Below are 23735 nucleotides of genomic sequence, written 5' to 3'. Positions count from 1 at the left end.
GGCCGGACCTCCCACCACCGGCCGTCGGTCAGCGTGCACCCGACCCAGCGTCGCCTCGAGACGCCTCAGGACGGCTGGGACTGGCGGGCGCGCAGGAACGGGCCGAGGCCCATGCCGTCCTCGGTGGCCAGGAACGCGCCGCGCGCGGTGAGCAGCGTCTCGTCGGCGTGCGCCATGCACCCCCACACGGTGTCGCCCCACGAGTCGGCGAGCTTGACCTCCGCCGGTTCGGTGCAGGATTCGCCGCGCGGGCCGCCGATCTGGCAGCGGGCGGGGGCTCCGCCGCGCCGGCCGACCGCCTCGGCCGCCTCCCGGATCAGCGAGAACCGCGCCTCACCGCCCGCCTGCGGATCCCGCTCCTGCTGCGGTACGGCCTGCCGCTGCCCGAAGGCGACCACGTTGCCGTCGGGGTCGGTGACCCGGCACTCGCCCCCGGGGGCGTGCTCCGGGTAGCCGCTCTTCTCGACCGGGTGCCCGGCGGCGGTGAGCCGCTCGGCGGTCGCGGTCAGGTCGTCGACGTACAGGTAGACGAGCAGGGGTAACTCGACGGTGACCAGGCGGGGGGTGACCGCCGCGAGCAGCAGCGTCAACTCCCCGCACCGCAGGTACGACCAGTGCGATCCGCCGTCGCCGCCGCTCCGGATCTCGGTGTAGCCGAAGTTCTCGTAGAACCGTCGGGCCGCGTCGGCGTCCGCCACGTACAGCACCGGCACCTGGGACCGCACACCACTTTGCACGGCGTCACTCTAGTCACCGGTGATCGACGACTCACGTCTTGCCGATCCGGCTTTTCCATCCGTCGGGTCGCCCCCGGTCAGCCGGCCAGGGTGGCGTACCGGCCGGCACGGGCCAGCAGCGTCTCGTGGGTGCCGGACTCGACGATCCGACCGTGGTCGAGCACCGCGATCTGGTCGGCGTCGCGCACCGTGGAGAGCCGGTGCGCGATGGTGATCACCGTGCGTCCCTCGGCGAGGGTGTCGAAGGCCCGTTGCACGGCGCGTTCGGTCTCGGTGTCCAGCGCGCTGGTCGCCTCGTCCAGCACCAGCACCCGGGGATCGCGCAGCAGCGTACGGGCGATGGCCAGGCGCTGCTTCTCGCCGCCGGAGAACCGGTGGCCCCGGGAGCCGACGACGGTGTCGTACCCGTCGGGCAGGGCGGCGATCAGGTCGTGGATCTGGGCGGCGCGGGCGGCGTCGACCAACTGGGCATCGGTGGCGTCCGGGCGCGCGTACCGCAGGTTCTCCCGGATCGTGGTGTGCAGCAGGTAGGTCTCCTGGCTGACCACGCCCACGACGGCGGCCAGGTCGGTCAGCCGCAGGTCGCGCAGGTCGACGCCGTCGATGGTGATCCGGCCGGCGTCCGGGTCGTGCAGCCGGCTGACCAGGGCGGCCAGGGTGCTCTTGCCGGAGCCGGTCTCGCCGACCAGGGCGAGGCTGGTGCCGGCCGGCACGTCCAGGCTGATGCCGGCGACGGCGGCGGTGTCGCTGCCCGGGTAGCTGAAGGTGACGTCCTCGACGCGCAGGTGCCCGCGAACCCGGGCCGGGTCGACGGTCACCGGCCGGGCCGGGTCGTCCACCTCCACCGGCAGGTCGAGGTATTCGAAGATCCGGGCGAACAGCGCCAGCGAGGCGGTCAGCGTGACGCCCACGTTGAGCAGCCCCATCAGCGGCCGGAACAGCCCGCCCTGGAGGGCGGTGAAGGCGACCAGGGTGCCGATGCTGAGCGTGCCGGCGGTGCCGGGCAGCCCCGCGCCGAGGTAGATCACCGCCGGGATGGCGGCGAAGATGATAGTCATGGTGGCCATCCGCCAGCGGCCGGCAAGCTCGGAGCGCAGCTCCAGGTCGACCAGCCGGGCCGAGCTGGCGGTGAACCGGTCGATCAGCGTGCCACCCGCGCCGAGGGTCTTGCTGAGCTGCACGCCGCTGATCGACAGCCCCTCCTCGATGGTGACGTTGAGGTCGGCCAGCTCCCGCTGGCGCTGGGCGGTGATCTCGCGGCGCATCGCGGCGACCCGGCGGGTGAGCCAGATGGCCGGCGGCAGCACCACCAGCGAGACGAGGGTGAGTCGCCAGGACAGCGCCACCATGGCGACCAGGGTGGCCACCACCGTGGTCAGATTGGACGCGATCGAGGTGGCGGTGGAGGTGACCACGGTCTGCATGCCGCCGATGTCGTTGGTGATCCGCGACTGCACCTCGCCGGTGCGGGTGCGGGTGAAGAACGCGATCGACTGCCGGTGCAGGTGGGCGAAGACGTCGGTGCGCAGCCGGTGCATCACCAGCTGCCCGACCCGGGTGGAGATCCAGGTCTGCGCCACGCCGAGCACGGCGGTCACCGCCGCGACGGCGATCATGCCGGCGACCAGCCAGGCCAGCAGGGTCAGGTCGCGCTCCGGCAGCGCCCGGTCGATCACCGCCCGCAGCAGGAAGGGCGAGGCCATCGCGACCACCGACGACACCACGATGATCGCGGTGACCACGGCCAATTGACCACGGTACGCGGTGAACAGCCGGCCGATCCGGCGCAGCGAGACCGCTCTGGCCTGGGACTTCTCGGCGGCACTGACGGTCCGGGGGGCGCCGCCGTGGCCCTCCCGGTGGTTCTTGGTGGCGTCCAAGGGGTTCCTTCTCTCGTTCGGGGGTGCTGGTTCGGGGGTTCCAGGTTCAGGTGATCCGTGATTACTGAGGTTACCTCATCATGAGGTAGCAACAGTGAGTGCTGCTACCGTATTCCGGTGACCGGTGCGACATCCGACCCGCCAGCCGACCCGGCCGCCCATCGCGCGGAACCCTCAGCCGGCCCGGCCGCCCATCGCGCGGAACCCTCAGCCGGCCCGGCCGCCCATCGCGCGGAACCCTCGGCCGGCCCGGCCGTCCATGGCGCGGAGCCCTCAGCCGACCCGGCCGCCCGCTGCACCGGCCCGGCCGCCCATCGCGCGGAGCCGCCGGCCGAGGAGAGCCTCGCCGAGTTGTTCTGGGCGGTGGCGCGACGGCTGCGCCACCAGTCCCGACGCACCCTCGAACCCTGGGACGTCAACCCCGGCCACGCCCGCGCCCTCGCGGTGCTCACCCGGCACGGGGCGATGCGGCTCAGCGCACTCGCCGAGCACCTGCACATCGCGCCCCGCTCCACCACCGAGGTCGTCGACGGCCTGGAGGAACGCGGGCTCGTCGCGCGCCGACCCGACCCGGACGACCGGCGGGCGACCCTCGTCGCGCCGACCGAGGAGGGTACCCGGGTCGGTGCGGCTATCAGGTCCGCCCGCACCAGCGAGGCGGAACGCTTCTTCGGCCACCTCTCCCCCGCCGACCACGCCGACCTCAGCCGCATCCTGCGCACCCTGCGCGACTGACCGTCGTCGCCGCCCGTACACCCCACCGGCCCCGCGTCTCCCACACCGTCGCCGCCAGCCCACGGCTCTGCATCCCTGCCGTCCCGCGCACCGCCGCACCCCGTGCGCCATCGAGCCCATTCCGCATCCCTGTCGTCCCGCGCACCGCCGCACCCCGTGCGCCATCGAGCCCGTACGGCCGTGCCGCCCGCTTCACTCCGCCCGACGCGTGGGCGGGGCAGGACCGGTGTCCCGGGTAGCGCATCTGCCGGGCACGGAGGACCGACCCCTGATCAGGTACCGCCGTCTCGCCTCCGGGTGGCGAGGATCGTCCGCACCTCGTGGCGAACCACCTCGGGCTCGTGGAGGAGGCGGTGACGGGCGAAGCGCACCACCATGATGCCGACGGTGGCGAGCAGCGCATCCCGACGCAGGTCCAGCTCGCGTTGGCGGGGATCTCCGTGGGTCGTCGCGCCGTCGAGCTCGAAGTCCACCCGCTCCCGCTCGGCGTAGACGTCGAGATACATGGTGCTGCGGCCGACGACGATCCGGGCCTGCCGTCGGAACGCGGGCATCCCCGGGCCGGTGAAGACATGGTCGTGCCCCCAGATCTCCAACGGACTACGACATCCGGCGGTGAGCCGGTCGAGCAGTTTGCGCAGTTGCGCCCGGCCGGTCAGCCTCGGCACGGCGGCGAGCGCCGACCCGATCCGCGCCGGGGTGGTGAGCCGGTCGTTGACGGCCCTGATCACCGCGACGGGGCGCTCCGGCGGGGGCAGCAACGGCCAGGAGTCGACAAGCGCCCGTTCCAAGCGTACCACCGGCAGGCCACGCCGGGTCACCACCCGGGGTGGAGCGAGGGAGAAGCCCTCCCGGTGGTGGACCAGCAGGTGTGGTCGGGGGCGCAGCCCGCAACCGGCGATCACGTCCAGGTGCACCGGCTCCCCGTCCGACTGCCCGCGCGCACCCCACACGTCCAGCGCGGTGGGACCGCCCAGCGCCGCCCGCCCCTGCGCCCAGGCGAGCGCCGCTCGGATGCGCCGGTCGGCGTCGAGCAGCGGGAACGTCGCACCCCCCGTGGTGAGGGCAGCAGCGGGGACCAGGGTGATGTCGACGTAGACACCGGGCAGCACGCGCCGGAGTTCGCCGACCCGATCAGCCTGCGCGAGTACCCAGGGCGGAACCACCTGGACCGCCGCTCGTCGGGTCACCACGCCACCCCCCTCGTCGACGAGGGACCGCAACACCGGATGCATGGTCCGAGGCTGGCCCGGGCACCCGCAGCCCCGCGACTTGCCGCCCTCAGCCTGTGGACACCGGGTGCCCCTGTGGACGACCGACCGTGCCGCGCGGAACTCTGCTATGGCGGACCCGGATCAGATGACGATTCGTTGCACCCTTCTCGGCGTGTCGTCTACATTTCGGCAATTTGATCATGAGCCTCGGAGGAGGCGCGAAGTGCGGCGATAGATAATCTTGATTGCGCGTATTGAAAACTATCTCCAGGCGTGACCTAATACCTGACAGTTCCTTTCGTCGCTCCCGCCGTACCCGTGCGGCATCCCCCAGGGAGGAAAGATGAACCGTCTCCGTGCGGTCTCGGGCACGCTGCTGGCGACCGCCACCGTGGTCGCCGCCGCCACCCTCGGCGTCGCCACCCCCGCCGCCGCCACCCCGGCCGCCCCCGTCGCCCCCGGCGTCGTCACCCCGGCCGCCGCCCCCATCGCCAGCCTCGGCGCCGTCACCCCGGCCGCCGCCGGCGGCGTCGTCATCGCTGCCGCCGCCCCCGCCGGGCTGTCCGGCATGGACGTCTCCAGCTACCAGGGCAACGTCAACTGGTCCGCCGCCTGGAACAACGGTGCCCGGTTCGCCTACGTCAAGGCCACCGAGGGCACCTACTACACCGACCCGTACTTCGCCCAGCAGTACAACGGGTCGTACAACGTCGGGATGATCCGGGGCGCGTACCACTTCGCCCGGCCGGACACCACGACCGGCGCCACCCAGGCCAACTACCTCGTCGACCACGGCGGCGGCTGGTCGAAGGACGGCCGGACACTGCCCGCCGCGCTCGACATCGAGTACAACCCCTACGGGGCGACCTGCTACGGGCTCAGCCAGAGCGCGATGCGCAGTTGGATCACGTCCTTCGTCAACCAGTACCACGCCCGCACCGGGCGCTGGGCGACCATCTACACCACCACCGACTGGTGGACCACCTGCACCGGCAACTACAGCGGTTTCGCCGCCACCAACCCTCTCTGGATCGCGCGGTACGCCGGCACCGTGGGCACCCTGCCCGCCGGCTGGTCCACGTACTCCTTCTGGCAGTGGGCGTCGTCGGGCACCCTCCCGGGCGACCAGAACGTCTGGAACGGCAGCCTCGACCGACTCCGGGTGCTGGCCTGCAACGGCCCCTGCTGACCCCACCGACCCTCACCCGGCCCACCCCGGAACCGGAACGCCGGTCCACCCGGCGACATCCACCGCCACCCCGGAACCGGCCCGCAGGTCCGCCCGTCGGCATCCCCCGTCACCCGGGACTGGAACGCCGGTCCGCCCGTCGGCATCTCCCGTCACCCCCTGAGGAGCCCGCCATGCCCCTACCCGTGTCCCGGCGCAGCGTGCTGCGCGGCGCGGTCCTGCTCGGCACCGCCGGAGCGCTCGTGCCGACCCCGCTCGGCGCAACCGCCGCGAGCGCCACCGCCCCCGGCCCGCCGCTGAGCACCGGCACCACCCTGAGCGCCGACACCGCCCCGACCACCGGCAACGCCTCCGTCACCGGCCGGGCCGCGCTCGGCCGCGTCGACCAACCGGTGATCGCCAACTGCGCCACCTGGGGTGCCCGGCCGCCGTCGTCGCCGGTGAGCGTGGTCGCGAGCCGACCCAACAAGATCATCGTGCATCACACCGCGTTCCCGAACTCGACCGACTACAGCCTGGCCCAGGCGTACGCCAACTCGCGCGAGATCCAGGACCTGCACATGGACGGCAATGGCTGGCTGGATTCCGGGCAGCACTTCACCAACAGCCGGGGCGGCCACCTCACCGAGGGCCGGCACGGCAGCCTGTACGCGCTGCTGCACGGTCAGACGATGGTGCAGGGCGCGCACTGCGTGGGGCAGAACAGCCAGGCCATCGGCATCGAGAACGACGGGATCTACGTCGACGTGCAGCCGCCGCAGGCGCTGTGGGACAGCCTGGTGGTCTTCTGCGCGTTCACCTGCCAGCAGTACGGCATCCCGGCCAGCCAGATCTACGGTCACCGGGATTTCGCCAGCACCCAGTGCCCCGGCCTGCTGCACGACCGGCTGCCCGAGCTGCGGACCGCCGTCGCCGCGCGACTAGGGTGATTGCTTATATAAGCCATGACTGATACAAAGGGCACCGTGCACGCCTTCGACGTCCTCGGCGACCCGGTACGCCGGCGCATCCTCGAACTGCTCGCGCAGGGAGAGCGGAGCGCCGGTGGGGTCTGCGCGGTCATCCAGGAGGAGTTCGGGATCACCCAGCCCGCCGTCTCGCAGCACCTCAAGGTACTGCGGGACAACGGGTTCGCCACCGTCCGCCCGCAGGGCGCCCGGCGGCTCTACGCGGTCGACCCCGCCCCGCTGCGCGAGGTCGACCAGTGGCTGGAGGGGTTCCGCCGGTTCTGGACACCCGCGCTGGACGCCCTGGCCACCGAGCTGGCCCGAGGCCGGCGCGAACGGCGGTCGCACAACCCGACGGGCAACCCGACCGAGCACCGGAGCACTCATGATCGAGACGACACACCAGATCAACGCCGTACGGCGGACCGTGGGCAGCCGCACCCTGGAGGCGGGTGAGGCCCGCGTGCTGACCATCAGCCAGACGTACCGGGCGACGCTGGACGACCTCTGGGACGCCTGCACCAACGTCGACCGGATCCCCCGCTGGTTCCTGCCGATCTCCGGCGACCTGCGACTGCACGGCCGCTACCAGTTCGAGGGCAACGCGGGTGGCGTGGTGGAGCGCTGCGACCCACCGAAGAGCTTCGCCGCCACCTGGGAGATGGGTGACGAGGTCAGCTGGATCGAGGTGCGCCTGACCCCGGAGGGCGACGAACGGACCCGGTTCACCCTCGAACACGTCGCCCACGTCGACGACCAGCGGTGGACCGAGTACGGCCCCGGCGCGGTCGGTGTCGGCTGGGACTCCGGCCTGCTCGGGCTCGCCAGCCACCTGGACGCCGACGGTGGCGGGGTCACCCCCGACCAGGCCGCCGAGTGGATCGGCTCGGAGGACGGCCGGCGCTTCATGACGCTCAGCGGCGAAGCCTGGGCCGAGGCCGACATCGCCGGCGGCACCGCACCGGAGGCCGCCCGGGCCGCCGCCGCCCGGACCATCGCCGCCTACACCGGCGCACCACCGGCCTGACCCGTCCGCCCGGGTCACACCGCCGATCGGCGCGCGGCCCGGGCACCGTTCCGTCGGCGGAGAGCGCGGGACACCCCGCCTCCCCGCCGGCCCGGCCCGAGGGCTCCCGCCGGCCCGGGAATCCCCGCCGGCCCGGCCCGGGGCTCCCACCAGCCCAGGAGTCCCCACCGACCGGGGAGCCCCACCGGCCCCGGGATCCCGTCGGCCCGGGCATCCGGCCCGCGGGAGAAATCCCGGCGCGTGTTGTCGGTGCCGGCAGGGAGACTGTGCGGCATGCCGCTGCGCTGTGCCGTCGACGTCCTCGCCCGGTCCGCCGCCGGGCACCGGGTGCGCTACCTCTGCTTCTGGGGGCACCGGCCCCGGCGGGACGGCACCGTCGGGCAGAGCTGCCTGAGCCAGTGGTGGCCGGCGCCGTTCACCGTCGACGGGCGGCGCTTCGCCACCGCCGAGCACTGGATGATGTGGCGCAAGGCCTTGCTCTTCGACGACGCCGAGGCCGGGGAGCGGGTGCTCGCCGCCGGCCATCCGCAGCAGGCCAAGGCGATCGGCCGGGAGGTCCGTCGCTTCGATCCGGCGGTGTGGGAGGCTGCGCGGTATTCCGTCGTGCTGGCCGGCAGCCTGGCCAAGTTCGGTCAGCACGCCGACCTGCGGGGGTACCTGCTCGGCACCGGGGACCGGGTGCTGGTGGAGGCCAGCCCGGTCGACCGGGTGTGGGGGGTGGGGCTGGCCGCCGACGACCCGCGCGCCGAGGATCCGGCCCGCTGGCGCGGGCTCAACCTGCTCGGCTTCGCCCTGATGGAGGCCCGCGACCTGCTGCGCGACGACCCACCGGCGGCGGGGTGGAGCGGTCGACCTGCCCCGGGCGGCGTACGCCCGGGGCGGTAACGTGCGGCGGCATGACCGTCCTCCCGTACGCCCACTGCCACTACTGCGGCGCGGCCTATCCGGCGGACGCCGGCTGGCCCCGGCTCTGCCCGACCTGCGGGGAGACGGTGTGGCGCAATCCCACCCCGGTCGCGGTGGCGCTGCTGCCGGTCCGCACCGACGCCGGCCTCGGCGTGGTGGTGGTCCGCCGGGACATCGAGCCGGCCCGCGGCCAGCTCGCCCTGCCCGGCGGTTTCGTCGAGTACGGCGAGGAGTGGTCCGAGGCGCTGGTCCGGGAGTTGCGCGAGGAGACCGGCCTGGTCGACGAGGCGGAGCGGGCGCGGCTGTTCGCGGTGCACGGCGCACCACGTGGCGGCACCATGATGATCTTCGGGGTGCTGCCGGAGCGCCCGGCCTCGGGGCTGCCCCCGTCGACGCCCACCGAGGAGGCCACCGAGTGGCTGGTCCTCACCGAGCCGGTCGAGCTGGCCTTCTCGACCCACACCCGGGTGCTGGCCGACTTCTTCGCCGGCCAACCCTGACCGCCCACCGACGAGGACCCACCCGCCCCACCGACCCCTGCGGCCGGGGCCGGTGGGGCGCGCCGTCGGCGGTCAGACCCGGGCCGGTCGGGGGGCGAACGGGATGCTCGCCGTCACCTCGGTCACCGGGTCGCCCGCCGGATGCCGCCACAGCCCCCGGGACCGCAGGATCGGCAGCACCCCCTCACCGAACCAGTACGCCTCCTCCAGGTGCGGGTGGCCGGACAGGATGAACTCGTCGATGCCGAGCGCGTGGTACTCGGCGATCCGGTCGGCGATCTCGGTGTGGCTGCCCACCAGGGCGGTGCCCGCGCCGCCCCGGACCAGCCCGAATCCGGCCCAGAGGTTGGGGGCGACCTCCAGCGCGTCGCGGCTGCCGCCGTGCAGGGCCAGCATCCGGCGCTGCCCCTCGGACTCGCTGCGCCGCAGCCCCTCCTGGGCGGCCCGGACGTCCGCCGCGTCGATGCCGTCGAGCAGCCGCCCGGCCTGCGCCCAGGCCTGTTCGGCGGTGTCCCGGGCGATGACGTGCAGCCGGATGCCGAAGCGCAGCTCCCGACCGACGCCGGCCGCGACGGCGCGGATCCGGTCGAGCTTCTCGGCCACCTGGGCGGGCGGCTCACCCCAGGTCAGGTAGACGTCGCTGTGCCGGGCGGCGACCGGGCCGGCGGCGGCGGACGACCCACCGAAGTAGACCGGGGGCACCGGGTCGGGCACCCGGGACAGCCGGGCGCCCTCGACCCGCAGGTGCGCCCCGGCGTGGTCGACCGTCTCACCCCGCCACAGCGCCCGGACGATGTGCAGGAACTCGTCGGTACGGGCGTACCGGGCGTCCTTGTCGAGGAAGTCGCCGTAGGAGCGCTGTTCGACCGCCTCCCCGCCGGTGACCACGTTGAGCAGCAGCCGGCCGCCGGAGAGCCGCTGGAAGGTGGCGGCCATCTGGGCGGCGAGGGTGGGTGAGAGCAGGCCAGGGCGGAACGCCACCAGGAACTTCAGCCGTTCGGTGACCTCGGAGAGCATCGCGGTGGTCAGCCAGGCGTCCTCGCACCAGGCCCCGGTCGGGGTGAGCGCGCCGACGAAGCCGAGCTGCTCGGCGGTGCGGGCGATCTGCCCGAGGTAGGCGACGGTGGCGGGGCGGGCTCCCCCGGCGGTACCGACCGCGACGCCGTGGCCACCGCCGACGATGTCGCGGCTGTCGCCGTAGGTGGGCAGGAACCAGTGGAAGGTCAGCGGCATCGGGGGTCCTCCTGAGGGATGGGACGGCAACCACGACAGGCTACCCATAAAACCTATCGGCTTGGTAGGTTACTGCCCGCCGCCGACCTCCGGCGTCGCGAGCAGTCCGTCCACTCCCGAGGAGCCGACATGTCCACCCCGCCGAGGAGCCTCCGCCGCCTGGTCACCGCCGTGTTCACCGTCCTGTCACTGGTCGCGGTCGGCGGGATCGCCGGCTGCGCCGACGCCGCCGACGCGGGTGGCGGCAGCACCGGCCCGCTGCGCGTCGGCTACCAGCGCTTCGGCGGGCTGAGCCTGGTCAAGGCCCGCAACGCCGCACCGGACGTGCAGTGGTCGCTGTTCGAGAGCGGTCCCGCCCTCACCGAGGCGCTCAAGGCCGGCGCGATCGACATCGGGCAGGTCGGCGAGGCACCACCGGTCTTCGCCGCCGCCGCGAAGATCCCCTTCTCGGTGATCGGCACCTCGGCCCCCATTCCGCAGGGCGAGGCGGTGCTGGTCAAGCAGAGCAGCGGCCTGAAGACCTTCGCCGACCTGCGCGGCCGGACGGTGGCGCTGAACAAGGGCAGCAACGTGCACTGGCTGCTGGTCCGGCTGCTGGCGGCGAACAACATGACGCTCAAGGACCTCAACGTCAAGTACCTCAAGCCGGCCGAGGGGCGGCCGGCGTTCGACAACGGCCAGATCGACGCCTGGATCATCTGGGATCCGTACTTCGCCCTCGCCGAGCAGCCCGGGGTGAAGGTCCTCGCCGACGCCACCGGGCTGGCCAGCAACCGGGAGTACGTGCTGGCCGCGCCCGGGGCGGTGCGGGACCGCGCCGACGACGTCCGCGCCTTCCTCACCACGTACCGGCAGGTGACCGACTGGGGTATCGCCCACCCCGGGGAGCGCGCCGCGGTGCTCGCCCCCGAGCTGAAGATCCCGCTGGACGTGACCACCCGGGCGCTGGCCCGCAGCGCCCGCCCACTGGCCCCGGTCACCCCCGCCGTCGGCGCCGAACTCCAGGCCATCGCGGACGGCTTCACCACCCTCGACCTGGTGCCCGGGCCGGTAGACATCTCCGGCCGGGTCGACGACCGGTTCAGCGCGGTGTTCCAGTGAGCAGCGCCGTACTGGCCACCGCGTCGCCGACCGCCGGCACGGCCCCACCGGCCGCCGGTCGGCGACGCCGCACCGGCCCGCGCTGGTGGCGGCTGGTCAGCCCGGTCGCGCTCGTCGCCGGCTGGGAGGCCGCCGCCCGCGCCGGGCTGCTGGCCCCGGAGAAGCTGCCCGCGCCCAGTCAGGTGCTCGCCACCGGCGTACGACTGGCCGCCGACGGCACCCTCGGCGTCCACCTGCTCGACTCGCTCACCCGGGCCGGCGTCGGGCTGCTCCTGGGCGGGGTGCTGGCGCTGGTGCTCGGCGCCGCCGCCGGCCTGCTGCGCCTCGGCGACGACCTGGTCGACCCGCCGGTGCAGATGGCCCGGATGCTGCCCCACCTGGGACTCGTCCCGCTGCTGATCATCTGGGTCGGGATCGGTGAGCCGCTGAAGATCACCCTGGTCGCGCTCGGGGTGTTCTTCCCGATCTACTTCAACACCTACGCCGGCATCCGGGACATCGACGAACGGCTCGTCGAGGCGGCCCGTACCTGCGGGCTCGGACCCGCCGCCCGGCTGCGGCACGTGGTGCTGCCCGGCGCGCTGCCGTCGCTGTTCCTCGGGCTGCGGCTGGCGATCGGGGCGGCCTGGCTCAGCCTCGTCGTCGGCGAACAGGTCAACGCCCAGACCGGCATCGGCTTCCTGATGATGGAGGCCCGGGAGTTCAGCCAGACCGACGTGGTGGTGCTCGGCCTGGTCGTCTACGCGCTGCTCGGGCTGCTGTCCGACCTCGCCCTACGGATGCTGGAGAGGAGGACCCTGACATGGCGACGCGGCCTGCGGGCGACCTGACCGACCCGGCCGGCACGGCAGCCAGTGGCACGAGGCCGGCTGTCGGCGGCACGGGCGGGCCGAGCGGCGATCCGGGCGCGGCGGCCGGCGACGCGGGCAGGGCAGCCGACGCCGCGGCGGTGCTCACCGCCCACGCGGTGCGGCGGGCCTTCGACGACCGGCCGGTGCTCGCCGGGGTCGACCTGACCATCGCCGCCGGTGAGGTGGTGGCGCTGCTCGGCGGCAGCGGCTCCGGCAAGAGCACCCTGCTGCGCATCCTCGCCGGACTGGACGCCGAGGCCACCGGACGGACCCGGCTGCGCGGCACCGCCGCCGTGGTCTTCCAGGAACACCGGCTGCTGCCCTGGAAACGGGTCGGCGACAACGTCGCGCTCGGGGTCACCGGCCCGGACGTACGCGCCCGGGTGGACCGGGCGCTGGCCGAGGTGGGGCTGGCCGACCGCCGGCGGGCCTGGCCGGCGGAGCTCTCCGGTGGCCAGGCGCAACGGGTCGCGGTGGCCCGCGCCCTGGTCCGGGAGCCGGACCTGCTGCTGCTCGACGAGCCGTTCGGGGCGCTCGACGCGCTGACCCGGCTGCGGATGCAGTCCCTGCTGCGGCGGCTACGCGCCCAGCACGGCTTCGCCGCCCTGCTGGTCACCCACGACGTGGAGGAGGCGCTGCTGCTCGCCGACCGGATCCTGCTCCTCGACGAGGGGGTCATCGCCGAGGAGATCCCGGTCGACCTGGATCCCGACCAGCCCGGGGACCGGCCACCCGCCCGCTCCCCCGACCATCCCGCCTTCGGCGCGCTGCGCCGCCGCCTGCTGGACCGCCTCGGCGTACCCGCCGCCTGACCACCGGAGGACCGCATGACCCGATGGACACCCGACCCGAGCTTCTACCCCTCCCCCCGCGAGGCGTCCACCGCGCCCGCCGAGAAGCTGGCCTACGTCGCCGCGTTCGACCGTACGGCGCAGCGGCCGGACGCGATCGTCGTGCTCGACACCGATCCGGAATCCGCCGACTACGGCCGGGTCGTCGGCTGGACCGACCTGCCGGGAACCGGCGACGAGGTGCACCACTTCGGGTGGAACGCGTGCAGCAGCGCGCTCTGCCCGACCGCCCCGCACCCGCACGTCGAGCGGCGCTACCTGATCGTGCCGGGGCTGCGCTCCTCCCGGATCCACGTGTTCGACACCCGGCCGGACCCGCGCGCCCCGCAGCTGGTCAAGGTGATCGGTGCGGAGGAGCTGGCCGGACGCGCCGGCTACTCCCGCCCGCACACCGTGCACTGCGGCCCGGACGGCATCTACCTGTCGGCGCTCGGCGGCGTCGACGGCGCGCAGGGCACGAGCGGCGTCGACGGCGCGCAGGGCACGAGCGGCGTCGACGGCGCGCGGGGCACGAGCGGCGTCGACGGCGCGCAGGGCCCCGGCGGCATCGCCGTGCTCGACCACACCACCTTCGAGGTCCGCGGTGCCTGGGAGGCCGACCGGGGACCACAGTTCCTGGCGTACGACGTGTGGTGGCACCTCACCCAGGACGTGCTGGTCACCAGCGAGTGGGGCACCCCGTCGATGATCGAGGACGGCATCGTCGGCGAGCTGCTGTTGGGGCGCAAATACGGCCACGCGATCCACTTCTGGGACCTCGCCAAACGCCGGCACGTGCAGCGGGTCGACCTCGGCGACCAGTACCAGATGCCGCTCGAACTGCGTCCCGCCCACGACCCGACGCAGTCGTACGGCTTCGTCGGGGTGGTGATCAGCGTTGAGGACCTGTCGGCCTCGGTCTGGTTGTGGCACCGCGACGGCGCAGGCGCGCACGCCCTGTGGGCGGTGACCAAGGTGATCGACATCCCCGCCGAGCCGGCCGAGCCGGCCGACCTGCCCGAGCTGCTCAAGCCGTTCGGGGCGGTGCCTCCGTTGGTCACCGACATCGACCTGTCGGTGGACGACCGCTTCCTCTACGTCTCCTGCTGGGGCACCGGTGAGCTGCGCCAGTACGACGTCCGCGACCCGTTCCACCCGGTGCTGGTCGGCTCGGTGCGGCTCGGCGGCATCGTGGCCCGCACCGCCCACCCGGCCGCGCCGGACGAGTCCCTGGCCGGTGGCCCGCAGATGGTGGAGGTCAGTCGGGACGGCCGGCGGGTCTACGTCAGCAACTCGCTCTACGGCTCCTGGGACGACCAGTTCTATCCCGACGGGGTGGGTGCCTGGCTGGCCAAGCTGGACGTCGACCCGGAACACGGCGGGCTCACCCCGGACGAGCGGTTCTTCCCGCACGGCGCGGAGTTCCGAGGGCTGCGGGTGCACCAGACCCGCTTGCAGGGCGGTGACGCCAGCTCCGACTCGTACTGCTTCCCGTGACCGGGCGGACCCTGCTGGCGTTGGCGGCGCTCGGCGCGTTCCACGGGCTGAACCCGGCCATGGGGTGGCTGCTCGCGGTCGCCCGGGGGTTGCAGCAGCGCCGCCGGGCGGCGCTGCTGGCCGCGCTGCCCCCGGTCGCGGCGGGTCACCTGGCCTCGGTGGCGGTGGTCGCCGCGCTGGTCACCGCCACCCGGTCGGTCGGGGTGAGCACCGCGCTGACGGTGACCGGCGGGACGGTGCTGGTCGGCTTCGGGCTGTGGCGGCTGCTGTCGCAGCGGCACTTCCGCTGGGCCGGGATACGCCTGTCGGCGGCCCAGGTGGCCGGCTGGTCGTTCCTGATGTCGTCGGCGCACGGGGCCGGGTTGATGCTGCTGCCGGTGCTGCTGGCCGACCCCCCGCCGACCGGCGGGCACGCCGGGCACCTGGCGGCGGCCCCGGCCGGCGCGCTGCCCGGCCTGGCCGCGGCCGGGGTGCACACGCTGGCCATGCTGGTGGTCGCGCTGGTCGTCGCCCTCGTGGTGTACGAGGTGTTCGGGGTCGGGATGTTGCGCCGGGCCTGGTTCAACGTGGACCGGCTCTGGGCCGGGGCGCTGGTCGCGGCCGGGGTGGTGACGTTGGCCGCCGCGGTCTGACCGCATGGCCGCGGCAGTGGCTGGCAGGCCCGGCCCGGCGGGATGTCCCGCGTCGAGCTGGTCGCACCGGACACGGCGATGCCGGCGGCGGGTCACCCCCGCCGCGTGGATCGGTCGGCCGCCCGGGTGCGACGGGCGGCCGACCGTGCCGGCGCGACGGGCGTCGCCGTCGTGCCGGGGTCCGGGATCGGACCGGGCTCAGGCGTGGGCGCAGGTCGCCGTGCCGGTGGGACCGTCGCCGGTGCCCTGGAAACCGAACTCGGTGCCGACCCCCGCACCGATGGAGCCGTTGTAGCCGACGTTGCGGAAGCTGACGTCACCGGCGGTGCCGGCGTGCTGCGCGCTCCAGGCGTTGGTGACGGCGGCCCCCGACGGCAGGGGCAGGCCGACCACCCACCCGTCGAGCCCGGCCGGGCCGGCGGTGACCGTCACGGTGGCCACGAAGCCGCCGGGCCAGGAGCTGAGCGACACCGACGCGGTGCAGTGACCGTCAGCGGGCGGCGGAGCCGTGGTGGGCGGCGGAGTGGTCGTGGGCAGCGGAGCCGTGGTGGGCGGCGGGGTGGTAGTGGGCGGCGCAGCCGTCGGCGGCGGCGGGGTCGGCGGGACGGTGGTGCCGCCCGCGTTGAGCGCGTCCAGCGTGGAGGTGTACGCGGCCTTCTTGGTGCCGTTGCCGTCGAAGAGCAGCGGCGTGGCGCTGGACCGCCACGAGTCGGTGTCCCGGATGCCGGAGACGGTGATGCCGGTGCAGCGGGAGATCGCCAGGCAGGCCCTGACCACGCGGGAGTAGCTGTCGGCCTGGGAGCTACCGGAGCCCTCGACGTCCAGCTCGGTGATCTGCACCTCGACGCCGAGGTCGACGAAGCGCTGGAGGTTGGCCTGGTAGTCCGCCGGCACCGGCGACTGCGCGGTGAAGTGGGACTGGAAGCCGACGCAGTCGATCGGCACGCCCCGGGCCTTGAAGTCCTGGACCATGGCGTACACGCCGTTGCTCTTCGGGTTCTGCCCGTCGGTGTAGTAGTCGTTGTAGCAGAGCTTCGCGCCCGGGTCGGCGGCCCGGGCGGCCCGGAACGCCGCCTCGATCCAGTCGTCACCGGTGCGCTGCAGGTTGGAGTCACGACGCCCACCGCTGCCACCGTCGGCGAACGCCTCGTTCACCACGTTCCACGCGTCGATCCTGCCCCGGTAGTGGGTGGCGACCTGGGTGACGTGGTTGAGCATGGCGTTGCGCAGGGCGGTGCCGGACAGGACCGCCGTCCAGCGGGGTTGCTGCTGGTGCCAGGCCAGCGCGTGACCGCGGACCCGCATCCCGTGGGCCTCGGCGTGGCTGACCAGCTTGTCGCCGCTGGTGTAGGTGAACTGGTTCGGGCTGGGCTCGGTGGCGTCCCACTTCATCTCGTTCTCGGCGGTGACCGAGGTGAACTCACGGTTCAGGATGCCGACGTAGCCGGAGTCGGAGAGCCGGTTCACCGCCACCGCGGCGCCGAAGTAGCGGCCCGTCTCGGCGGCGGCGGCACCGAGGGTGGTGCCGGCGCTGGCACCGGAGGCGAGGGCGACGGTGGTGCCGACGGCGACCACGCCGGTGGCGATCGAGACCAGCGCGGCCCGCAGCCGCGGTGGTGTCGTCCGACGCCCGCTGCCGCGGGCGGACACAGGGTTCATGGCAGCAGCCTTCCAAGACGGTGGGGGTGCACCGTCCCGACCTTTCGCCCGAGTGCGGTGGCCGGCCCGGGGAGGCGGTGTGGCCGCCCGGAGGCCACACCCGCCCGCGTCGTCGCTCAGCCGCCACCGCCGAGGTCGAGCGGTTACCCGGGTGACGCTATCGAAACATCCCCCAGAGTTCAATGAACGTCGATGTCTGAGTCGCGCTGCCCGGCCGGTGACACCGGAGCCGCCGCTACTCGGTGGCGGCGAGGTAGCCGCTCGCCTGCAGGGCGAACAGCTCCCGGTAGGGCCCGTCGGCGGCCATCAACGCGTCGTGGTCGCCCTGCTGCACCAGCCGACCGTGGTCCATCACGAAGATCTGGTCGGCGTGCCGGACGTTGGCCAGCCGATGGGTGATCAGCACGACCGTCCGGTCGGGCCGCCGCCGCAGCTGCTCGAAGAGCGCGTGTTCGGCGCGGGCGTCGAGGGCGGCCGACGGCTCGTCACAGATCAGCAGGCGGGCGTCCCGGTAGAGGCCCCGCGCGGCCACCAGTCGCTGCCACTGCCCGCCGGAGAGGTCGTGGCCGTTCTTGAACTCCCGGGCCAGCAGGGTGTCGTAGCCGAACGGCAGCCCGGCGATCATGTCGTGCGCGGCGGCCGACCGGGCGGCGGCCTCGACGGTGGGCCCGGCCGCGTCCGGAGCCCGGTCGTACCGGCCGATACGGATGTTCTGCGCGGCGGTGAACGGGAACTTCCACCACTCCTGGGTCACCACCGCCACCTGCGCGGCGGTCGATGCCGGGTCCAGCTCGGCCACGTCGACACCGTCCCACCGGATCGCCCCGCCGGTGGGGCGGTAGAGACCGGCGATCAGCTTGGCCAGGGTGGTCTTGCCGGAGCCGTTCTCCCCGACCAGCGCGACCACCTCGCCCCGCCGGACGGTGAGGCTGACCTCGTCGACGGCCGGGGCGTCGGTGTCCGGGTAGCGCAGGCTCACCCGGTCCAGCTCGATGCTGTCGAACCCGGTGGCGGGCCGTCCCGTCCCGGTGCCGCTGCGCCCCTCGGCGCGGTCGAGGAAGTCCCGGTAGTCCTGGTAGTAGAGGGCGTCCTCGTAGAGGTTGTTGGTGGCGAAGACGGCGAGGCCCAGGCTGCTGCGGGCCGACTGCAGGGCGAGCAGCGCGGTCGCCGCCGCGGCCAGCGCGACGAGGCCGGCGAGCAGCAACCCACCGAGCATGGCGTAGACCGCGAAGGCGGCGATCCCGCCGACGGACATCCCGACGGCCCGGGTCCGGCTCTGCGCGCGGGCCAACCGCAGCAGCGCGGCCGTCTCGGTGTTCATCATCCGACGGAACTCGGTGAGCAGGAAGTCGCGCATCTGGTAGGCCCGCACCTCGGCGGCGGTGTGCCGGTTGGCCATCAGGTTGGCCAGCATCCACATCCGGCGACGCCGGTTGATCCGGGCCAGCATGTCCAGGTACTGGCGGCGGGCCATCCGGACCGCGGTGACCGCCTCGGGCACCGCGGCGAGCAGCAGGCACGGCAGCAGCAACGGCTGGATCACGGTCACCGCGGCGGCGGTGGCCAGCACGCCCACCACCCCGGTGATCAGGTTGACCGTGTGGTCGACGATGGACGCGGCCTCGGCCACGCCCCGGTCACGGACCCGGTCCATCTCCTCGGCGAAGCCGGCGTCGTCGAAGGCGGCCAGCTCGACCGCCGTGGTGGTCTCGAACAGCCGCAGCTCGACCGCGTAGGTGATCTGCGGGATCAGCCGGGCCTGCGCCCAACCGGCGGTGACGGTCAGGGTGCCCTTGGCGGCCACCGCGGCCGCGGCCAGCACCAGCGCGGGCAGCGCGGCCCGGACCCGGTCCGGCGTCGGGCCGGCGGCGAACAACTCCCGCAGCACGCCGGTGGTGGCGAGCAGGCCCAGCGTGGTCATCACCCCGGCGGCGAGGTTCAGGCCGATCGCGGCGAGGGTGTCGCGCCGGCTGGTGGCCCAGGCCAGCACGACGGCCTCGCGCACCAGCCGGGGCAGCCGGCGGGCCACCGCACGGAAGCTGGTGTGCGCGAACGCGGTGGCGTGGTGCATCCAGGCGCCGTCGGCCAGCTCCGGCAGGTCGAGCCCGGCGTCGGTGGATTCGGCATCGGCGGGCTCGTCCGCGCCGGCCGCTCGGCGGGGACCGGTCACCGTCGCCATGGTTCCTCCCGGGCCGAAGGGGGCGGGGCACGGGCGAGCCTACTGTCAGCGACGACGGGCTGTCTCGCCGTGGCGGCGTGTCGTACACCTGTCGCATTGGCGTGTCGCGGGGCACGCCGCGCCGCCCGGTGCGCCGGGTCGCGTCGCGGGGCCGGGCCCCGGGTGGCAGGCTGGGACGCGAACCGTCGGCGGCACCACGCGCCGACGACCGTCGTGAAGGAGAAGATCGACCCGATGGCTGCGAGTGTGACCACCACCGACGAATGGCAGGCGCTGCGCAAGCACGCCGAGATGATGCGCGGCACCCACCTGCGGGAGCTGTTCGCGGCCGACCGGCAACGGGGTGAGCGGCTCACCGGCGAGGTCGCCGACCTGCACGTCGACTACAGCAAGAACCTCGTCACCGACGAGACGATCGGGCTGCTCACCGCGCTGGCCGGGCGGGTCCGGCTGACCGACCGGATCGCCGCCATGTTCGCCGGGGAGCACATCAACACCACCGAGGACCGGGCCGTGCTGCACACCGCGCTGCGGCTGCCGCGCGACGCCGCGCTGACCGTGGACGGGCAGGACGTGGTGGCCGACGTGCACCGGGTGCTGGACCGGATGGCCGCGTTCAGCGAGCGGGTCCGCACCGGGCAGTGGCGCGGGCACACCGGCGAGCGGATCCGCACGGTGGTCAACATCGGCATCGGCGGCTCCGACCTCGGGCCGGTGATGGCGTACGAGGCGCTCAAGGCGTACCGGGACGCCGGGATCCACTGCCGGTTCGTCTCCAACATCGACCCGACCGACATCCACGACAAGACCCACGACCTGGACCCGGCGAGCACCCTGTTCGTGGTGGTGTCGAAGACCTTCTCCACCCAGGAGACGCTGGCCAACGCCGAGCAGGCCAAGACGTGGCTGCTGTCGGGGCTGGACGCCGACGACGACGCGGCGATCGCGAGGCACTTCGTGGCGGTGAGCACCAACGCCGACCGGGTCACCGCCTTCGGCATCGACCCGGAGAACATGTTCGGTTTCTGGGACTGGGTGGGTGGCCGGTACTCGCTGCCGTCGGCGGTCGGGCTGTCGGTGATGCTGGCGGTCGGGCCGGACCGGTTCCGCGAGCTGCTGGCCGGCTACCACGCCGTCGACGAGCACTTCCGCACCGCGCCGGTGGAGCGCAACGTGCCGGCGCTGCTCGGGCTGCTCAACGTCTGGTACGTCGACTTCCTCGGCGCGCAGACCCACGCCGTGCTGCCCTACTCGCAGTACCTGCACCGGTTCCCCGCCTACCTGCAGCAGCTCACCATGGAGAGCAACGGCAAGTCGGTGACGCTCGACGGCACGCCGGTGGACCACCCGACCGGGGAGATCTTCTGGGGCGAGCCCGGCACCAACGGCCAGCACGCCTTCTACCAGCTCATCCACCAGGGCACCCTGCTGATCCCGGCGGACTTCATCGCGTTCAGCCAGCCCAACCACGACCTGGGCGAGATGCACGACCTGTTCATGTCGAACTTCTTCGCGCAGACCGCCGCGCTGGCCTTCGGCCGGACGAAGGAGCAGGTCGAGGCGGAGGGCACGGCCGCCGACGTGGTGCCGCACCGGGTGATGCCGGGCAACCACCCGACCACCTCGATCATCGCGCCGAAGCTCACCCCGGCGACGCTGGGCCAGCTCATCGCGCTCTACGAGCACATCGTGTTCACCTGCGGCGCGATCTGGGACATCAACCCGTTCGACCAGTGGGGGGTGGAGCTGGGCAAGGTGATGGCCAACCAGCTCGCCCCGAAGCTGACCGGTGACGCGCCGGAGCTGTCCGACGTCGACTCCTCCACCGCGGCGCTGATCCGCCGTTACCGCTCGGAGCGCGGCCGGGCCTGAGATCCCGGGCGGGTGGCTGCCGGGCGGTCCCACCGCCGGCGGCCACCCGGCCACCCCCGGTCGGGCCTCGACCGGCAGCGCGGTCGGCACCGGCCGCGCTCAGCCGAGGGCGGCCACCAGGGTCTCCGGGGGCACGGTGGACGGGCGGTCGCTGACCTGTCCGTCGCCGATCTCCACCAGCCGCCACCGGCCGTCGGCACGCAGCGCCAGGTCGGCGGTGACGAAGGGCAGGCCGAGCGCGGCCACCACGGAGGTCAGCGGGTCGGTGTCGACCGGGGCGTCGGGCAACTCGTCCGGGGTGTCCGGGTGCGGGCCGGTCAGCACGCACCGGCCGTCGACCCACCAGGTACGCACCTCCGCCCCGGCGAGGGGCTCGAACCGGCGCAGCACGAAGCCGCCGGTGAAGTCGTCGTCGCGCAGCTCGCGCAGCCGGCTCGCGATCCGCCAGGCGGCGTCGCCGTCGGCCAACTCGGGAACGAAGCACGCCTCGTGCCAGTGGTGCTTGGCGGACTTGGTCCAGTCGCGCAGCACCGCCGGACCGCCGCCCAGCCCGGCCCGGGCCCGCTCGAAGTCGGCCCGGTCGTCCCCGACCGTCCACCGGGACTCCGGGGTCAGCGCCGCCGCGGCGGCGTACCAGCCGGGCAGCTCGTGTGCCCGCCGGTACTGGTCGGGGCCGGTGCGCAGGGTCACCTGCCGGGCGGCCGACGCCTCGGCGAAGCCGGCGTAGCGGGCGGCGGAGAGCATCCAGCCCCGGTAGACCGCGTCGTCGGCCGCCGGCACGGCGGCGACCGCCCGCGCGAGGTCCCGGCCCGCCGCGAGCGCATCGTGGTCGACCACGGCCACCGGGTGCCCGGCCTCCCGGGCGGCCCGCGCCTCCGGCGCGAAGTGCGGGTCCGGCCGGCGGGGCCGCAGCGGGTCGGCGGGGACGATCAACAGCATCTCCGCATCCTCCCCCACCCGTGCCACCGCGACCGGATCCCGGACCCGGGGTACGTCCGAAACGGCGGCCGACGGTACCGGACAGGTCGCCGGACCGGGCCGTGGTGGTGATTCCCACCCCAGGTCATTGGTTTTGCCACCGGACAGGCTGGAGACTCTTCCTCGGTACCGACAAAGGGGGAGACCGTGTCCGACGCCCACCACACACAGCGACATACCCGCACCGCCGCGCCCGCCGGGGTGACCGATCCGCTTCTGTGGCGGCTCGCTCTCGACGTGATCGACGCGCACCACCCGGACCAGTCCGGGCGGTGCGACAACCTGCTCTGCGAGCACCAGGACTGGCCCTGCGACGCCGCGCGTAACGCCCGGCGGGCGCTGAGCATGGCCGGCGACGCGGCCCTGGACACCGCCGACGACCGGCGTACCGGACGGGAGCAGGCGGGCCTGTCCCCGCGCCGGTCGCGTACCGCCGAGGCGGCCTGACCCGTCGCTCGTCGTCCCCTCGCCACCGGCGGCTGGCGCACCGGCCGGCGGGGGGACACCACACCACCGCCCCGGCCGAGGGAGGCGACACCCCCCGGTCCAGGGAGGCGACACCGCCCCGCCCCGGCCGAGGGAGGCGACCCGCCGGGTCGAGGAGCCGGCCGGAGGCCGGTCAGCCGAGGCGCTTGGCGGAGCGGATTGCGGTGGCCAGGTTCTCCAGCAGCGGCGCCGCGCCCGCGTACGAGAAGCGGGGCACCGCGTCCCACGGGGTGACCTGGTTGGCCCTGACCGCCGGGAGCTGCGCCCAGGTGGGCTTGGCCGCGAGGTCCTTGGGCTGCAACGCGGTGGAGCGGTTGTCCAGCAGGATCAGGTCGGCCGGGAACTTACCGGCGTTCTCCCAGCTCAGCGCCTCGAAGTAGTCACCGGCTTCGAGCTTGGTGGGGACCACGATCTCGACGCCCAGCTCGGCGAAGTACATCAGGTCGGTGCTGACCTTCGGGTTGGAGACGTAGAACAGGTCGGGGCTGCCGGACGAGGCCATCACCCGGATGCCCGGGTTGGCCTTGACCGCCGCCCGGACCTGCTCGGCGGCGGCCTCGAACCGGGTCTTGGCCGCGGTGACCTTCGCGGCGGACAGGTCCGCGCCGAGCGAGCGGGCCAGCTCGGCGTAGCGCTCGATCGGGCGGGTCATCGGGGTCCGGGCGGTGGTGACGGCCACGCTCGGCGCGAGCTGGAGGATCTTGTCGCGGCTCTCGTCCGGGACGTACCAGAGGGCGTCCGGGTCGTACATGTGGGTGACCAGCAGGTCGGGGCGGAGCCCGGCGTACTTCTCCACGTTGAACTCGCCCCAGACGTTGCCGAGCACGGTGACCCGGTCGACGTCGAGGTCCCCGGCCTGCGGGTCGCGGGAGCCGTCGGTCCGGGTGGTCTCGCCGAACACCCCGACGAGCTGGGAGTCGAGTCCGAAGTCGACGAGCGCGGCGGCCACCCCGGTGAAGGCGACCACCCGGGTCGGGGTGCTGGCCGCCTCGACCTTGCGCTGCCGGTCGTCGGTGAAGCTCCACGGGCCGGCGGAGCCGTTCGCGGTGGGCTCCGCCGGGTCGTCGCCCCCGCCGCAGGCGGCGAGGAGAGCGGTCAGGGCGGCCCCGCCACCGGCGGCGAGCAGGCCCCGGCGGGAGAATCGGGGTGAGGACGAGGAAGGCAGCATGTGACGTCTTTCGGTCAGGCCCGGACCACCGCGATCCGCGACGACAGGGTTAGGTTAACCTAACCTAAATCACTGTCAACGGGCGGCGCACGCCGCACTCGCCTCGGGAGTCGA

Annotated in this window: 22 protein-coding genes; 14 read left to right on the top strand and 8 right to left on the bottom strand. The window is 73.7% G+C overall.

Annotated elements, in window-relative coordinates; all coding sequences use genetic code 11:
• Positions 1-65 precede the first annotated feature (65 nt).
• Together O7625_RS20480 and O7625_RS20475 are read right to left on the bottom strand one after the other, a co-directional pair.
• Positions 66-737, bottom strand: coding sequence for a VOC family protein (locus O7625_RS20480; RefSeq protein WP_282340690.1), 672 nt, complete (start codon positions 735-737; stop codon positions 66-68).
• A gap of 77 nt (positions 738-814) precedes the next feature.
• Entirely contained in the window at positions 815-2617 is a 1803-nt protein-coding gene (locus O7625_RS20475; RefSeq protein WP_282340688.1) for an ABC transporter ATP-binding protein, read from the bottom strand.
• A 351-nt stretch (positions 2618-2968) separates the two neighbouring features.
• Here O7625_RS20475 and O7625_RS20470 point away from each other — a divergent pair, with 351 nt between their 5' ends.
• Positions 2969-3352 (top strand): MarR family transcriptional regulator, encoded by a 384-nt coding sequence (locus tag O7625_RS20470; RefSeq protein WP_282347020.1) that lies wholly within the window; start codon positions 2969-2971, stop codon positions 3350-3352.
• A gap of 272 nt (positions 3353-3624) precedes the next feature.
• On the opposite strand, the gene O7625_RS20465 is transcribed toward O7625_RS20470, so the two are convergent.
• The gene (locus O7625_RS20465; protein ID WP_282340687.1) at positions 3625-4587 is read right to left on the bottom strand and encodes a DUF559 domain-containing protein; all 963 of its coding nucleotides are present in this window, start codon (positions 4585-4587) and stop codon (positions 3625-3627) included.
• A 322-nt stretch (positions 4588-4909) separates the two neighbouring features.
• Between O7625_RS20465 and O7625_RS20460 the strand changes: the two genes are divergently transcribed.
• From O7625_RS20460 to O7625_RS20435, 6 genes are all read left to right on the top strand, one after another.
• A complete protein-coding gene (locus O7625_RS20460; protein ID WP_282340685.1) occupies positions 4910-5755 on the top strand; it encodes a lysozyme in 846 nt (281 codons plus the stop codon).
• 173 nt (positions 5756-5928) lie between these two features.
• Positions 5929-6684, top strand: a complete 756-nt coding sequence (locus tag O7625_RS20455; protein ID WP_282340683.1) for a peptidoglycan recognition family protein — start codon at positions 5929-5931, stop codon at positions 6682-6684.
• Positions 6685-6720: 36 nt separating this feature from the next.
• Complete coding sequence (locus O7625_RS20450; RefSeq protein WP_282347019.1) at positions 6721-7158, top strand: metalloregulator ArsR/SmtB family transcription factor; 438 nt, start codon at positions 6721-6723, stop codon at positions 7156-7158.
• On the top strand, positions 7088-7729 hold the full coding sequence (locus tag O7625_RS20445) for an SRPBCC family protein (RefSeq protein WP_282340682.1): 642 nt from the start codon (positions 7088-7090) through the stop codon (positions 7727-7729). The genes O7625_RS20450 and O7625_RS20445 overlap by 71 nt, the downstream gene beginning before the upstream one ends.
• 273 nt (positions 7730-8002) lie before the next feature.
• Entirely contained in the window at positions 8003-8614 is a 612-nt protein-coding gene (locus tag O7625_RS20440) for an NADAR family protein (protein ID WP_282340681.1), read from the top strand.
• Positions 8615-8625: 11 nt separating this feature from the next.
• Positions 8626-9135, top strand: coding sequence for an NUDIX domain-containing protein (locus tag O7625_RS20435; RefSeq protein WP_282340679.1), 510 nt, complete (start codon positions 8626-8628; stop codon positions 9133-9135).
• 72 nt (positions 9136-9207) lie between these two features.
• Here the strand turns inward: O7625_RS20435 and O7625_RS20430 are convergent, their stop codons facing one another.
• The gene (locus O7625_RS20430) at positions 9208-10368 is read right to left on the bottom strand and encodes an LLM class flavin-dependent oxidoreductase (protein ID WP_282340677.1); all 1161 of its coding nucleotides are present in this window, start codon (positions 10366-10368) and stop codon (positions 9208-9210) included.
• Positions 10369-10497: 129 nt separating this feature from the next.
• Between O7625_RS20430 and O7625_RS20425 the strand changes: the two genes are divergently transcribed.
• From O7625_RS20425 to O7625_RS20405, 5 genes are read left to right on the top strand one after another with little or no spacing between them, the layout of a single operon-like run.
• Positions 10498-11469 carry an aliphatic sulfonate ABC transporter substrate-binding protein gene (locus O7625_RS20425; protein ID WP_067306358.1) on the top strand — a complete coding sequence of 324 codons (972 nt, stop codon included), beginning with the start codon at positions 10498-10500 and terminating at the stop codon, positions 11467-11469.
• The gene (locus O7625_RS20420; RefSeq protein WP_282340675.1) at positions 11466-12299 is read left to right on the top strand and encodes an ABC transporter permease; all 834 of its coding nucleotides are present in this window, start codon (positions 11466-11468) and stop codon (positions 12297-12299) included. Before O7625_RS20425 ends, O7625_RS20420 begins: the two co-directional genes overlap by 4 nt.
• Positions 12272-13132: an ABC transporter ATP-binding protein gene (locus tag O7625_RS20415; RefSeq protein WP_282340671.1), complete on the top strand. Its 861-nt coding sequence runs from the start codon at positions 12272-12274 to the stop codon at positions 13130-13132. The genes O7625_RS20420 and O7625_RS20415 overlap by 28 nt, the downstream gene beginning before the upstream one ends.
• 15 nt (positions 13133-13147) lie before the next feature.
• On the top strand, positions 13148-14647 hold the full coding sequence (locus O7625_RS20410) for a selenium-binding protein SBP56-related protein (RefSeq protein ID WP_282340668.1): 1500 nt from the start codon (positions 13148-13150) through the stop codon (positions 14645-14647).
• Entirely contained in the window at positions 14644-15279 is a 636-nt protein-coding gene (locus O7625_RS20405) for a hypothetical protein (RefSeq protein ID WP_282340666.1), read from the top strand. Before O7625_RS20410 ends, O7625_RS20405 begins: the two co-directional genes overlap by 4 nt.
• Before the next feature lie 198 nt (positions 15280-15477).
• On the opposite strand, the gene O7625_RS20400 is transcribed toward O7625_RS20405, so the two are convergent.
• Positions 15478-16938 (bottom strand): endo-1,4-beta-xylanase, encoded by a 1461-nt coding sequence (locus O7625_RS20400; RefSeq protein ID WP_282340664.1) that lies wholly within the window; start codon positions 16936-16938, stop codon positions 15478-15480.
• A 235-nt stretch (positions 16939-17173) separates the two neighbouring features.
• The gene (locus tag O7625_RS20395) at positions 17174-19117 is read right to left on the bottom strand and encodes an ABC transporter ATP-binding protein (RefSeq protein WP_282340662.1); all 1944 of its coding nucleotides are present in this window, start codon (positions 19115-19117) and stop codon (positions 17174-17176) included.
• A 234-nt stretch (positions 19118-19351) separates the two neighbouring features.
• On the opposite strand from O7625_RS20395, the gene pgi reads away from it, so the two are divergent.
• Entirely contained in the window at positions 19352-20989 is a 1638-nt protein-coding gene (pgi, locus tag O7625_RS20390) for a glucose-6-phosphate isomerase (protein ID WP_282340660.1), read from the top strand.
• Between the two features lie 99 nt (positions 20990-21088).
• Here the strand turns inward: pgi and O7625_RS20385 are convergent, their stop codons facing one another.
• A complete protein-coding gene (locus O7625_RS20385; protein ID WP_282340658.1) occupies positions 21089-21928 on the bottom strand; it encodes an ATP-grasp domain-containing protein in 840 nt (279 codons plus the stop codon).
• Positions 21929-22114: 186 nt separating this feature from the next.
• Here O7625_RS20385 and O7625_RS20380 point away from each other — a divergent pair, with 186 nt between their 5' ends.
• Positions 22115-22414 carry a hypothetical protein gene (locus O7625_RS20380; RefSeq protein WP_282340656.1) on the top strand — a complete coding sequence of 100 codons (300 nt, stop codon included), beginning with the start codon at positions 22115-22117 and terminating at the stop codon, positions 22412-22414.
• A gap of 172 nt (positions 22415-22586) precedes the next feature.
• Here O7625_RS20380 and O7625_RS20375 read toward each other — a convergent pair whose 3' ends face one another.
• Positions 22587-23621 carry an ABC transporter substrate-binding protein gene (locus tag O7625_RS20375; RefSeq protein ID WP_282340655.1) on the bottom strand — a complete coding sequence of 345 codons (1035 nt, stop codon included), beginning with the start codon at positions 23619-23621 and terminating at the stop codon, positions 22587-22589.
• Between the last annotated feature and the right edge of the window lie 114 nt (positions 23622-23735).

The sequence above is a fragment of the Micromonospora sp. WMMD714 genome (assembly GCF_029581315.1).
GTDB lineage: Bacteria > Actinomycetota > Actinomycetes > Mycobacteriales > Micromonosporaceae > Micromonospora > Micromonospora rifamycinica.
The sequence above is the reverse complement of the archived record's forward strand: the minus strand, read 5'-3'. Positions and strand labels throughout refer to the sequence as shown.

Bases quoted from the DNA above. Each gene is read 5' to 3' on its own strand.
- O7625_RS20385 (WP_282340658.1), bottom strand. From the start codon at position 21,928: ATGCTGTTGATCGTCCCCGCCGACCCGCTGCGGCCCCGCCGGCCGGAC.
- O7625_RS20395 (WP_282340662.1), bottom strand. From the start codon at position 19,117: ATGGCGACGGTGACCGGTCCCCGCCGAGCGGCCGGCGCGGACGAGCCC.
- O7625_RS20415 (WP_282340671.1), top strand. From the start codon at position 12,272: ATGGCGACGCGGCCTGCGGGCGACCTGACCGACCCGGCCGGCACGGCA.
- O7625_RS20435 (WP_282340679.1), top strand. From the start codon at position 8,626: ATGACCGTCCTCCCGTACGCCCACTGCCACTACTGCGGCGCGGCCTAT.
- O7625_RS20430 (WP_282340677.1), bottom strand. From the start codon at position 10,368: ATGCCGCTGACCTTCCACTGGTTCCTGCCCACCTACGGCGACAGCCGC.
- O7625_RS20455 (WP_282340683.1), top strand. From the start codon at position 5,929: ATGCCCCTACCCGTGTCCCGGCGCAGCGTGCTGCGCGGCGCGGTCCTG.
- O7625_RS20440 (WP_282340681.1), top strand. From the start codon at position 8,003: ATGCCGCTGCGCTGTGCCGTCGACGTCCTCGCCCGGTCCGCCGCCGGG.
- O7625_RS20445 (WP_282340682.1), top strand. From the start codon at position 7,088: ATGATCGAGACGACACACCAGATCAACGCCGTACGGCGGACCGTGGGC.
- O7625_RS20375 (WP_282340655.1), bottom strand. From the start codon at position 23,621: ATGCTGCCTTCCTCGTCCTCACCCCGATTCTCCCGCCGGGGCCTGCTC.
- O7625_RS20465 (WP_282340687.1), bottom strand. From the start codon at position 4,587: ATGCATCCGGTGTTGCGGTCCCTCGTCGACGAGGGGGGTGGCGTGGTG.
- O7625_RS20400 (WP_282340664.1), bottom strand. From the start codon at position 16,938: ATGAACCCTGTGTCCGCCCGCGGCAGCGGGCGTCGGACGACACCACCG.
- O7625_RS20460 (WP_282340685.1), top strand. From the start codon at position 4,910: ATGAACCGTCTCCGTGCGGTCTCGGGCACGCTGCTGGCGACCGCCACC.
- O7625_RS20425 (WP_067306358.1), top strand. From the start codon at position 10,498: ATGTCCACCCCGCCGAGGAGCCTCCGCCGCCTGGTCACCGCCGTGTTC.
- O7625_RS20410 (WP_282340668.1), top strand. From the start codon at position 13,148: ATGACCCGATGGACACCCGACCCGAGCTTCTACCCCTCCCCCCGCGAG.
- pgi (WP_282340660.1), top strand. From the start codon at position 19,352: ATGGCTGCGAGTGTGACCACCACCGACGAATGGCAGGCGCTGCGCAAG.